The organism is Pseudomonadales bacterium, assembly GCA_013215025.1.
GTDB lineage: Bacteria > Pseudomonadota > Gammaproteobacteria > Pseudomonadales > DT-91 > DT-91.
This window is the reverse complement of the sequence record JABSRR010000042.1, coordinates 1-12,631: the sequence shown is the minus strand read 5'-3', so window position 1 is coordinate 12,631 and position 12,631 is coordinate 1. Positions and strand designations below refer to the sequence as shown.

Genomic DNA, 12,631 nt, shown 5'->3' with positions numbered 1-12,631 from the left:
CGAAAGAGCAGCAAGTAGCTATACAGGCAGAACTATCGAATCAGCAGTTGACCGAGCAAGAAAATAAAGGGCTTAAAGCAGCTGGATTGGCGGCACTTTTATTTTTTATTGGCCTTGCATTCACGGTTGTGCCAGCAAATGGTATTTTACTTAACCCTGACACCGGCAAGCTGGCTGGTTCACCCTTTTTACAATCTATCGTAGCATTTATCTTTTTATTTTTTGCGCTAACGGGCATTGTCTATGGCCGTGTTGTTGGCACTATGCGCAATAATAATGCGGTGGTTGAGGCAATGCCCTATTCCATGACTACCATGAGTGCATTTTTAGTGTTGGTGTTTTTTGCCGCACAGTTTGTTGCCTATTTCAAATGGACAAATTTAGGCGCTATCAGTGCAGTATTAGGGGCAGAGTTTCTTCAAGGCTTAGGCCTGACCGGGCCTTTACTGTTTGGCTGTTTTATCCTGATTTGTGCATTGATCAACTTGATGCTGGGCAGTGCCTCAGCACAATGGGCGATCACTGCACCGATCTTTGTGCCGATGCTGATGTTAGTGGGTTACTCACCCGAAGTTATACAAGCGGCCTACCGAATTGGCGATTCCGCTACCAATATGATTACCCCGATGATGAGTTACTTTGGTTTAATTATCGCCGTAGCTGATAAGTACCGACATAATATTGGCATTGGCACCATGATTGCGATGATGCTGCCATATTCAGTGGCTTTTTTGTGCCTGTGGACGCTGTTCTTTATTGTGTGGGTGTTCTTGTTCCAGATACCGGTGGGGCCAGGGGCAGCCTTGTTTTTTTCGCATTAACGATTAACGGCTAAAAAATTGCTGCGCTTATAAAAACCGCGTAATTTCTTTAAGGCCTTATTATATTCGGCCAGGCCTTCATAGCTGAATAAAATATCTTGAATATCTTTATCGATACTGCGCTGAACATAAAAACAATAATTGATTATCTTCTGCTGCTCGGCTAAGTGCTCAGTTACGTAAAACATACTGTTTTTGTTAACCTGCATATCACTCCAAAATTGGTCTAATGCATCGAGGCTTATCTCAATTTGATAGATCTTTGACCAGGCTTTAAATTCAGACGCTGAGAAGTCATATATATTCAGTTTGATATTTTCAATCTCTTTATTTAACTGAATCAGCGGCGGCAACTGTTTAGCATTTGGGTTTTGGCTGCGTGTTTCAGCAATTAATCGTGAATTACACTGATACAAATTAATCGCTTGCAGATAAACACGCTGGCTATTGATGGCGCTGAACTCAGCCTCAGGGCTATATTTTAACAATTTGCTTAAGCTTTTATTAATGTCGAGCTGCTGCTGACGATTAAATGCCGTTCGCGTGAGGGCATTATTATCCATTTGCGATTTAATCTCTGCTAATTTTTCTAGCTGCTGGCGATTGCGCTGTTTGGTATCGTTCAGACGATTTGTCTCGGCAAGAAAAACCGGTTTTTGATCTAAAATTTCATGCAGGTCTTGGTTTATCTCACGGCCATCAATCGTGCCATTGATGGCCTTATTGGTATGCCTAGTGAAAGCTCCGTTGACCGCTTCGCCAGTTTGACTTGCACTGAGATTGTTAGTGGGTGATTGTGTGCAGGCAGCTAACAAGTTGAATGCAGATGCAAGGCAGATAAAAGATAGCGACTTGATAGCAAAATTTTTAATATTTATCGATAGATAAGCAAATACTGATTGAAAAGGAATTAATAAAAAAGAAGCAGATAAAAAACGGCGCATAATTATCGTCTACATTAATCGTGGCTTGGTCGATAATTTTTAAATATGACCAAATGTTTCATACTGCGAAGCATATTGCTTATTATTTCAGCAAAATATCAGTAGCTAAAATAACTACAATAACAGCAGCGCAGTATACGCGAGTGCATCCAAGCGGATTTCGAGATAATTATTATTGTTTAAAAGATATCAATTCAATATTGAATTGTCATTCTAGATTATTAAAAAATTAGGTTTTTTTAGCTATTAACACATATATTATGCCGTAAACCATGCCGGTTAATGTGCCAAAAAAATGTGATTCAGTGGATATGTTAGCGCTGTTAACCCCAGATTGTGTCATTACAAACACATCGAGTTGTTCTAGTATGACTTTCGCTAGCATTAAGCCGATAACAGATAGCCCAAGCCAGCGATCTTTGCAGGCCATAGCAAAAGCGCCAAGCATGATCCAACTATGTAAGATGTCAGAAAATCCTACATAAGTATAGCTGGCTGGGTAAATCAGTAATAAAGCAGAGCTTGATACAAAGGCCGCAATACAAAAGTTAATCAGCCAGTGCTTGACGTGCAGGTCCCGTCCAAAAATAAGCAGGCATAAGCTCATGCCAAGCATATTCATTACCAAGTGCTGGGTATTCAAATGGCTTAAATGCGCGGTAAAAATGCGCCAGTATTGGCCCTCTAAGGTCGCAGCAATTTGCAGCTGCATGAGGCTATTTAATTGAAAATATTGAATGCCACTGCAAATCACAATAATGGCAGCGGCGATGCATAATAGCGCTAGACTTTCTGGCTTGATTTTAGCAACAAGCTGATTCATTATGCATCCCCGAATAATAAAGCTTAACATTCTAAGCTGTGCAGGGTTTTTTTGCTACGCTGGCTCAGTTCCAATCTGCAGCGCCCTGATGGCGAATTCACAATGACGACCCGTAAAGGAGAACCTAATGAGCGTTAAAAATCTAGGTTATGTAGTAGTTTCATCTACAGATTTAGCAAAATGGGAAGACTATGGCACCAATGTGTGCGGTTTCATGAAGTCGACTTCAATGCCTGACAATGGCTCAGTTTATTTGAAAATGGATGACGCTCGTCCGTTTCGCTATCAAATTGTTGAAGGTCCTGCCGACTTCTTGCAACTTGCAGGCTTTGATTGTGGCTCTGCGGAAGGTTTTGATGCTGTGCTAGCAACGCTCAAAACACTCGATGCGCCGGTTGAAGTGATTAGCGATGCAGACACCTTATCAGCGCGTGCCGTAAAAGCATTGGCGCGTTCTGCCGACCCATCAGGCAATCAATTAGAGTTTTACTGGTCGGATATTGAAGATTCAGTGGGTTTTGAATCACCCTTAGATGTTGAAAAATTCATCGTAACAGCCGATGACGGCAGCGATATGGGTCTGGGTCATGTTGTACTGCATGCACCTACTGATTTTGAGGGCTGTCATGCGTTTTATCAGCAGTTAGGCTTTAAAGATACCGATATCACCGATATGGGCGGCGATGCAGGCATGGGTAAAATCTATTTTATGCACTGTAATCCACGTCATCACAGCTTAGCGCTATGGAGCTGGGGTGGCCCAACCGCTGAAGTGCCGCATCCAAACCCTGAGTCAAAAGCCCCTGGCTGTGTACATTTAATGGCTGAAGTAGGCTCTATTCGTGAAGTGGGTAGCTGTTTAGATCGCGTCAATGAGCGTCAAATTATGATTGTTTCGTCTCTGGGTGAGCACATTAACGATGAAATGAAGTCGTTCTATATGCTAACCCCGGGTAATTTCGCGCTTGAGTTCGGTTATGAGGGTATGCAAGTTGGTGAAGACTGGCAAACCACGCATAATACCGAAGCCTCAATCTGGGGCCATAAGTGGCAAGGCTAGTTTAGCCGGCACATTCAGCTTTTAATAAGCTGGGCATTAAAAAGGCAGCGATTATGCTGCCTTTTTTGTGCGCGTTTCTTCCGCTTTTACCTTATTTATCAGTGTGTCGAGTTTCGACCTAATCCAGCTGCATGCCTCAGTCTGCGCCTGTTTGCCCTCGGGAAAGAGCTTGCCGCTAACAATAAAGGCATGCGGCATCATCGGATACAGTTTCAGCTCAGCCTCAACGCCGTCTCGCTGCATGGCGCGATAAATCTCGATCGCATCGTCGCTAAGAATTTCCTGCTGACCGGCGTTAATAAAGCAGGGTGGAAAGCCATTAAACGACAGTCGGATCGGTGAAAACATCGGGTCGAGCGGGTCAACGGCGGCCGGCAATATCATCTCTACGCAGAGTTTTAGCGCTGATAACGGCATTACGCCTTCTAAATCTGCATGCTTTTCTCGGCTGGGTAAACTGTTAGAGCAGTCGCCAAATGGCGAGAATAGCATCATAGCAGCGGGTTTTGGCAGCTTGCTGTCGAGCACTTTGCGCGTTAGCATCATGCTGAGATGAGCCCCCGCTGAATCACCGGCTATGATAATCTCGTCGCCTCGAACCCCCTGGCTAAGCAAGCCGGTATAGACATTAAACGCATCATCATAGGGCGCGGGGAATGCATACTCTGGTGCTAAGCGATAATCGACGCTGACGGCTTTTGCTTCAAGGTTTGCTGCTAAGCGATAAACCAGGTCGCGGTGAGAGTCTAGCGAGCCGGCAATATAGCCGCCGCCATGAAAATACAGCAATACCCGCTTGCTCTGAATGCACTTGGCCGGAATAATCCATTCACAGTTTACCCCGTTGATTTTGCAGCGCTTTACTTGCGTGCCCTTGGGCACCGCTGCAAAGGCTTTAATAGAGGTTGCCTTGCGTAAACGGGCCACTAATGTGTGCGGGTCGTCAGTGCTAAACAAGCGCTTAAGACCCGCGCTGAAAGCTAAATAAGCCTGTGCTCGAAAACTGATAGACATGCGAAACACTCTGTTAATAAACACTATGTGAATAAAGTCTTTGTGAATAATGACTCTGTCAAAAAAAGTACTTATTAGAGTATCGCAACAAACATTGGTTCAATTACTGCGATTTGATGCTGTCAATAATGCGCGTGGTAGAAATGCCTTCTTGCAGCGAGAGTACGGCGACGCGGCCACCGTTGCCGATCACGATATCGGCACCAACAACGCCTTCAATATCGTAGTCACCGCCTTTGACTAGAATATCCGGCTGTAATGCATGCAGCAAAGATTCTGGCGTATCCTCATCGAAGCTGATCACCCAGTCTACGGCTTCAAGACTGCTTAATACGGCCATGCGGTCTTCCAATGTGTTAATGGGGCGCTCTTGGCCTTTCAGGCGTTTTACCGATGCATCACTGTTCAGTGCTACAATTAGCCGATCACCGAGCTGCTTGGCTTCTTGCAAATATTGCACATGACCGGCGTGTAAAATATCAAAGCAGCCATTGGTAAAGGTTATTGTTTTGCCTAAGCCTTGCTCAAATTTCACCGCCTCAGCTAAGGTTGCCAGATTGATAATGCCTGGCTTTAGTTGAGGTTTAGAAAGTGCATGATTGAGCTCTAATGGCGTGATGCTGCTGGTGCCCATTTTACCCACAACCAGACTGGCCGCGGTATTCGCTAGGGCTACGCTGTCGGATAACGGCATGCCAGCCGCCATAGCGGTTGCCAGTGTGGCAATCACCGTGTCGCCGGCGCCGGTAACATCAAATACTTCTCTCGCCTCGGCGTTAAAATGTTGGTGGCTACCGTCGGCTAAAAACAATGTCATGCCTTTTTCTGAGCGCGTAATCAGCAGTGCCTGCAGCGATAACTGCTGTATCATCTGCGCGGCTTTGGTAAATAAGTCTTGCTCGCTGCTGCAGGGCCCCATCACCGTTTCAAATTCAAGCATGTTTGGGGTTAATAAAAATGCGCCTGAGTATTGATGAAAACTCTGTCCTTTGGGGTCGACAATGACCGGCTTATTTTGTGCGTTAGCTGCTTCTATGATGCGCTGGCAATCTGTCAGCGTGCCTTTGTTATAGTCAGAAATAACAACTACATCATGTTGTGCAATAGCGGCAATAATATTGTCACACGCAGACTGTTGTGCGGCAGTCGAGAAATCTTGCTCGAAGTCTGTGCGCATCAGCTGTTGACCATTACTGATCATGCGCAGCTTAGTGATGGTTTGGCCGCTCTGGCAGCAAGTGCTGAGCATGGAAATGCGGTGTTGTTGACATAAATCTTGGTATATCTTGCCTGCTGCGTCGTCGGCGTGAATGCCTGCTAGCGTTGCCGTGGCGCCAAGGCTGACGCAGTTAACTGCGGCATTGGCAGCGCCGCCAAGGCGGTGCTCTTGCGACTCAACTTTTAATACCGGCACCGGTGCCTCGGGAGAAATACGTGAGGTGTCGCCGATCCAGTATTGGTCGATCATAATGTCGCCAGCGACTAAAACTTTAGCGCCGCGAAAATCCAGTGGCGTTGGCTCTTGGTTTGAGGTGGGTTCAGACATAGCGTTGATTTTGCTCTATGTTAATCTAGCTCAATTAAGGCGCATAGCATATGGCCAATCATGATATGGCTTTCTTGAATAATCGCGGTGCGCGGGTCTGGTACGCATAGGCTTATGTCAGCAGCCGCTGCAAGCTTGCCACCTTGTTTACCGGTTAAGCCGATGCTGGTGATGCCTTTTGTCTTACAAACGTCAATAGCGTTTAGAATATTGGCGGAGTTTCCAGAGGTGGTGATGCCAATAAATACATCGCCGGTTTGGCCCAAGCCTTCAAGCTGGCGCGAAAATACCTGGTCATAACCGTAATCGTTAGCGATGGCGGTTAATGCAGAGGTGTCAGTGGTAAGGGCCAGAGATGCCATCGAGGGGCGTTCTTTTTCAAAGCGGCCGACAAGCTCTGCGGCAATATGTTGCGCATCTGCAGCGCTGCCGCCGTTACCAGCAATTAAAATCTTACCGCCAGCCGCTAGACAATCTTTACAGCGCAACGCGGCTGCGGCGATATTATCGATTAGGGTGCTATCTGCCAGAATCGCCTGTTTTGCGGCAATGCTTTGCTCGATATGGGAAGAGATATAGTGTTTCATCATATAGTTTAGCTTAAGCTTATCTGCTGCGATTTTGCTGCGATGCCTCATTTAATCATCGCGCTAGAATGGATGCGCTGCGTCAGTTAGTAAACAGCGCTCTAATCTGCGCGACACGCTTTAGGGTGATGTCGGCGACGCTGTGATCACGGTATTGTACATGATCTTTGTCAATGCGGATATTGCAGCCAATGCCGGCGTTAAGCCCTGCCTGCATATCAGATTCTTTGTCGCCAATCATAATACTTTGCGAAGGGTTGATGCGATACTGTTCTATTGCCTGCAAAAGCATGCCGGGTGCTGGTTTACGGCAGCTGCAAGGGCCTGTGATGCTGGGGTGATGCGGGCAGAAAAATGTGTCGCTGATGCGCACGCCGCGAATTAAAAACTGAGCCGACATCCAGGCGCTTAGCTGTTGAAACTGTTCAACACTGTAATAGCCTCGCGCGATCCCAGACTGGTTAGTGACAATAATAATCACATACCCATGGCGTTGAAAAAAACGACACAGGCTGAAAATGCCAGGAATAAACTGGATTTGCTCGGGTTTGCTGGCATAGCCAATATCGTGATTGATAATGCCGTCGCGGTCTAGAAATAAGCAGGGTTTTGAATACATAAAACGGTTGTGGGTAGATGCGCTAATTTAGCCTTGGCTATTGTTAAAAGCTTGCACGTTTTGTTGAAGATGATGGGGGTTAATGGTGCCAATCACGGCCGATGCAACCGCAGGTTTGGCAAACAAATAGGCAAAGCTTTCTGTGAGCAAGCGCTGCTTCTCGGCATCTGATTCTGTTTGCATCATCCAGCCTGAGTCGAATATTTTTTTGAGCACCACCTGTTTATCGTTTGCGCTGGCTTGCTCAAACAGCTCATCCTCATCGTGATAGTTTAAGCTGGCAGTCATCATAATGGTGTCGAGGTGCGTTAAGGCATATTTGCCACCCGCAACCGTTTTACCCGATAGGCCAACGGATAAGACCTTGCCAGCCTGTTTGGCTTGTTGCATGCAGTGTATCACTTCATCGCTGAGATTTTGCATATCCTCGCCATTTGAATGCAGTAGCCAGCAGTCGAGATAGTCGGTTTGCAAAGTTCTTAAGCTCTGCTCTAGCTGTTGATTCAAGGCTTTGGCCGAGAAATCGTAAGCGGATTGCTGGCTTTGGCTATGATAGTGTTCACCCGCTTTCGAGATGATTTCGAAGTCTTTACGCTGGCCTTTGAGTAATTTGCCCAAGCGCTGCTCGGCAATACCGTAGGCGGGTGCAGTATCTAAGCTGGTGATGCCGAGATCACGGCATTGACTCAGTAAGTCGGACAAGGCTTGATCGCTCGGTAAATCGAAGCCACTGGGATATTTTACCGATTGATTGCGGCCAAATTTTACTGTGCCTAAGCTTAAGGCACTGAGTGTGCATTCGGTTGCAGAGACGCGGTGCTTGGGTATATTGGTCATGGATTTACTCTTGGCAAGGCTGCTTGTTTGTCAGCTATATCTAGCCATGGGTAGTCAGCGCAGTCGGGCCGTGGCAGCGGTAATTGCTCAAGGTCTATATTGGCTTCAGCCGCAGTGCCTACATCCTTTGCACTAGCTGAGTCTAAGGCGGGTGCTAATGTGCTGATAGTCTCCATGACTTTTTCGGCTAAGCGAGGTGCTAGCGCCAGCTTGGTAGGCCAAGCTGTCATTAAGCGCCCGCTAATATTCAAGTAAGCATCATCGGGTCGAACGAGACCAGTTTGAGCAGGCTCGGCTCGCTGAATCTTAATACTTTGAAAACTTAAATGAGATTGATCTAGCGCGGGTAATAGCTGACTGAGCAAGCTTTTACAGGCTGTCACTTGTTGCTGGTGCGATAATTCAACCCCTTGCTCAGCAATATTGCCGCCAAGATACCAGCTTATGCCATCGGGGCCGGGGTGCGAGGTGACCGTCAACAAGGGCTTGCTTGATCGACCAATAAAGTGGCCATAAAGTTGCGGCAATGACTGCTGGGTGTTTTTTACACTGAGCATATGCAAGGGGCGTAACTGCATCGCCTGGTCTGGCATCAACGTCTGCAGTTGAGAAAAGCCTTCGCCGGCGCAGTTAAGCAATAGTTTAGTGTTTAGTGTGACGGATGTTTGATCCTGTTGCAGTTGAATCCTCACGCCGCTATCTGATATTTGTACCGCGTCAGCCGTTAAACGATAGCGATAAATATAGTCAGCAAACTGCTGCTGAAAATCCTTCAGCATGCTATCAACGGCTAAAACTGGCTCATAAAGCTTAAAACATGATTGGCGAATCGACAGCTGCTGCATGGCCGCAGGTAACTTATCGGCTTTTACCCGCTGTGAGAACGATGCCATCGACTTTGAGCCAAAGAACGATAGCACTTTGCCATCGATACTATTGCTGGGGATCAAATATTGATGATCCGCTAACTGCTGAGTTTTTGATAGCTTTACTGGCCCTTTGCCTGATAAGGCCTTAGACCATATCTCAGGCATATTCGCGATAGCGTTGGTGGCGCCGGTAATTTTGCCCTGTAATGCGTATTTTGAACCGCCGTGAATAATGCCCTGAGAGCAAATGGTTTGCCCGCTGCCAAGTGCCTCAGCTTCAAGTAATATCGCCTCGATGCCGGATGCGCGCGCCAGCGCAAGGGTCCATAGCCCAGCTATGCCTCCACCAATGATTACTAGGTCAGCCGCAGCATGGGTCATTTATGCGATCTCGTCTTGCGCCGGTGGCTGTTGTTGCAGCTGTTGAAATATAATCTGCTCAATGTCCTCAGGCTTGATGGGCTTGCTCAAAAAGTCGTCCATGCCCGATGACTTTGCCTTCATCTTGGCATCGGCAGAGGTGTGTGCCGATAAACCTATCACGGTGCATGGAAGCCGATCTTCAAATTGTGATTCGAACTGTCGAATCGCCATGCAGGCCTGAAAGCCATCAAGTTCTGGCATTTCACAATCCATAAAAATTAAGTCGATATAGGGCGTAGTGTGTTTATAGGCATCGATAGCCTGTTGGCCATTCACACAGCTAACAGCACTGACGCCCTGTTTTTTTAATATGCCTTCGAGCACCATTAAATTTACGGCATTATCTTCAGCGATTAAAACGCGTAATTGTTCAGTTTGGATAATGGTTTGCTGAGACTCTATGCCTAGATTAGTTAAAATGCTTTGATAGAAAAGGCCAGTGGTAAAGGGCAGGTTGAAAATATTACGAATGCCTTGATCAGCCATCTCTTGCTTCGCCATTGAGAAATTTTTGCTCGCGACTAAGGTAATGGCGGTGTTGTGATCATGTTGCTTGTCCGCCTGTCTAAAGACAGCTTGTAACTCCTTAGAATACAGGCCGTGCTCAATAAAGGCTAAGTGAAAGGGTTTTGCTTCGGCGCTTAATATCTCAGACAAGGTTGCTGGGTCGTTTGTGCTAATTGAGCGCATACCCCAGGCATTACTTAATTGCAGCAGCGTGTCGCTAAGCATTTTATCGCTATGACAGATTAAGAGCTTTCTGTCTTTTAGCAGGGCCTTACGGTCGATGGTTTGTAAGCCCTCATTACTGTGCGGTAGCAGTAAACGAGTGGTGAACATAATGCGCGTAAAATGAGTGTCTTGATCTTTATCTTCACTATCGACGACTTCTGGATTAGCAATTTCACATTGCTCTATCGTTAGTTCACCATTCATTAATTCAATTAATTGTTTACTAACGCTTAATGCTAATAAGATGTCGCTTTGTTGATTAAGATCAGACAGCCATTCAGTGAAAAATGCATGCTCAACGTGAGGNCCAAAAACATCNATGGTNAANCCNATTTCAGTACTGTTGACAGAATGCTTNCCAGTCGGTTTGATGCTTAGATGAATCGTTTCGACGGTTTGGTTTAGCGTTTGGTTTAGAAGGCTTAGGCATATCTGTTTAATTTTTTCAGCATCGCCTTTTAGCTGTATGGGAGTGTCCGGTGATACCGCGGCAATAAAGTTTATGTCTTGTTGGGTATTTAATAATGAAAAAATATTGACGCATTCATCAATAGTTTTTTCAAGATTGAATAATCGAGATTCAAGCTCCATTTTGCCAGATTCAAATTGTGAGAAGTCGAGAATATCGTTTATCACATTTAATAAGGCGTTAGATGAATGGCTTATAGAGTCTACATAGCTACTTTGCTTTTCGCTAAGCTCGGTATCACGTAATAATTCGCTCATACCCATAAGGCTATTCATAGGCGTGCGAATTTCATGACTCACCAAGGATAAAAATTCGCTTTTCGCCTGCAGCTGCAGTTTAGCTGCCTGCTTCTCTTTTTCTAATTCAACTTCAGATAAGCGAGATTTATAAATCTCTAAACTGTTTTGAGCTTTCTCTTCGGTTAATTTTATCAGCTTTAGGCTAGCGTCTAATTTGTCTTGTTGTAATAAGCGCATCTTATCGGCGAGTGCGAATGCAAACACAAAAAGCATCGCGGTATAGCCAAGGGTTGAAAAACTGAAAGTGGCCGGCAGATAGTTGGTGAACTGCAGTTGAGAGGCGTACTCTAAGAATAAACCAAATGAAGACAAAAACATTGCCAGAGAGAAAAAGCCGGCTGAGGTAATCCCACGATGCCAGATGCGAATGCCGGCCCAGATTGCGGCTGAATAGAGCGCTAAAATGATAATTAAGCTCAGATTAGAGAAAATAAGGTTTTGCTCACTGAAGCCTAGCAAAATAAAGAATGCTGCGCAGGCAGAGCCAGCAATTAATAAACCGCGATATAAAAACAATGAATGTTTTTCTAGATCTAAAAAATAATTGGCAAAAAACGTAAAGCTAAAGCTCATAAACGCGCAAATAAAACCCAGTAATAGGCTTTTTGACCAGTCTGCATCTGCAGCAATAAATTGTGCAAAATGCCCCTCGTGCAAAGAGATAAAAAGCCCTGAAAGGCCGCCAAACATGAAAAACAGCAAATGATTTTTTTCGCGTAAGCGTAAATAGATAAATAAGTTATAGATAATGATCATTAGCAAAGTGCCATAGATCATGCCAAAGAAAATTAACTCCCGGTTTAATTTGTTGACAAAGCCTGTTTCACTCCAACTGTTGAGCGCTAGCTTGCTGTCAAAGCGATGTTCTAACTTAATCAATAAGGTCAGAGACTGCCCTTCATCGATCGGCATTGGGTAGACTATATGACGATAATTGATGGGGCGGTCATTAAAACGATAGGCGTTACCAGCTTGCTGAAAATAGGGCCGAATAGTTTGACTGTTAGTGTCAAAGAGATAGGCGCTGGCGCCATCCAGTGTGTTGCTGGCAAGTTCGAGAAAATATTCGCTGATATGGGGTGAGGTGTTGCTTAGCGTCACTTTTAAATAACTAAAATGGCTATCGCTGTTTAAGAATACTAAATTGCCAGGGATGGCTTGCCAATCTGCATTGTCAAGGCGCGCTAAATCAGTGAAGCTTAACTGATCAAGTGCTTTGTTATCCAAAAACTCAGCCTGCTTAAGTTGTTGTATGGAAAGGCTAGCGTTGACATTGTCAGCCGCAAGCGCTGGTTTGACCATGCTAACAGCTAATACGAGCACGCAGAGGCTTAAGCCTCGATTGACTAATTCAGCTATGTCGGCGCTGGACCTTTTACCTCGCCTAAACTTTTTTATGGCGCTGTTAATAAAAAAAAGCGGTGACACAATTCGATGCATAAAATTTATCAACGGATGTTTAGCAAAATTTAGAGCAAGACTGGCATGATGAATTAAGCTGGCTATGCTGACCAAGCTGCTCATGAACAGCAGCAAAGATTGACATAAAAATAGGGGGTTTGGCAGAAGAGAACCGCAAGCTGATTCG

Annotated in this window: 11 protein-coding genes; 2 read left to right on the top strand and 9 right to left on the bottom strand. The window is 45.4% G+C overall.

The window, feature by feature from the left end:
• Positions 1-821, top strand: an 821-nt coding sequence (locus tag HRU21_04910) for an AbgT family transporter (protein ID NRA41633.1), incomplete at its 5' end; no start/stop codon positions are given.
• Here the strand turns inward: HRU21_04910 and HRU21_04905 are convergent.
• Positions 818-1,765: a hypothetical protein gene (locus HRU21_04905; protein ID NRA41632.1), complete on the bottom strand. Its 948-nt coding sequence runs from the start codon at positions 1,763-1,765 to the stop codon at positions 818-820. The two genes, HRU21_04910 and HRU21_04905, sit on opposite strands and share 4 nt — an antisense overlap.
• Positions 1,766-1,994: 229 nt before the next feature.
• A complete protein-coding gene (rrtA, locus tag HRU21_04900) occupies positions 1,995-2,588 on the bottom strand; it encodes a rhombosortase (GenBank protein NRA41631.1) in 594 nt (197 codons plus the stop codon).
• 127 nt (positions 2,589-2,715) lie between these two features.
• Between rrtA and HRU21_04895 the strand changes: the two genes are divergently transcribed.
• Positions 2,716-3,648, top strand: a complete 933-nt coding sequence (locus HRU21_04895; GenBank protein ID NRA41630.1) for a VOC family protein — start codon at positions 2,716-2,718, stop codon at positions 3,646-3,648.
• A 51-nt stretch (positions 3,649-3,699) separates the two neighbouring features.
• Here HRU21_04895 and HRU21_04890 read toward each other — a convergent pair whose 3' ends face one another.
• The 7 genes from HRU21_04890 to HRU21_04860 all read right to left on the bottom strand — a co-directional run bounded on the left by HRU21_04890 (position 3,700) and on the right by HRU21_04860 (position 12,345).
• The gene (locus tag HRU21_04890) at positions 3,700-4,662 is read right to left on the bottom strand and encodes an alpha/beta hydrolase (protein ID NRA41629.1); all 963 of its coding nucleotides are present in this window, start codon (positions 4,660-4,662) and stop codon (positions 3,700-3,702) included.
• Positions 4,663-4,765: 103 nt separating this feature from the next.
• Positions 4,766-6,208, bottom strand: coding sequence for a bifunctional D-glycero-beta-D-manno-heptose-7-phosphate kinase/D-glycero-beta-D-manno-heptose 1-phosphate adenylyltransferase HldE (hldE, locus tag HRU21_04885; protein ID NRA41628.1), 1,443 nt, complete (start codon positions 6,206-6,208; stop codon positions 4,766-4,768).
• 20 nt (positions 6,209-6,228) lie between these two features.
• Positions 6,229-6,795: a D-sedoheptulose 7-phosphate isomerase gene (locus HRU21_04880; GenBank protein ID NRA41627.1), complete on the bottom strand. Its 567-nt coding sequence runs from the start codon at positions 6,793-6,795 to the stop codon at positions 6,229-6,231.
• Between the two features lie 82 nt (positions 6,796-6,877).
• On the bottom strand, positions 6,878-7,414 hold the full coding sequence (locus tag HRU21_04875; protein NRA41626.1) for an HAD family hydrolase: 537 nt from the start codon (positions 7,412-7,414) through the stop codon (positions 6,878-6,880).
• Positions 7,415-7,441: 27 nt separating this feature from the next.
• On the bottom strand, positions 7,442-8,251 hold the full coding sequence (locus HRU21_04870; GenBank protein ID NRA41625.1) for an aldo/keto reductase: 810 nt from the start codon (positions 8,249-8,251) through the stop codon (positions 7,442-7,444).
• Positions 8,248-9,501: an FAD-dependent oxidoreductase gene (locus HRU21_04865; protein NRA41624.1), complete on the bottom strand. Its 1,254-nt coding sequence runs from the start codon at positions 9,499-9,501 to the stop codon at positions 8,248-8,250. The genes HRU21_04870 and HRU21_04865 overlap by 4 nt, the downstream gene beginning before the upstream one ends.
• Positions 9,502-12,345: a response regulator gene (locus tag HRU21_04860; protein NRA41623.1), complete on the bottom strand. Its 2,844-nt coding sequence runs from the start codon at positions 12,343-12,345 to the stop codon at positions 9,502-9,504.
• Between the last annotated feature and the right edge of the window lie 286 nt (positions 12,346-12,631).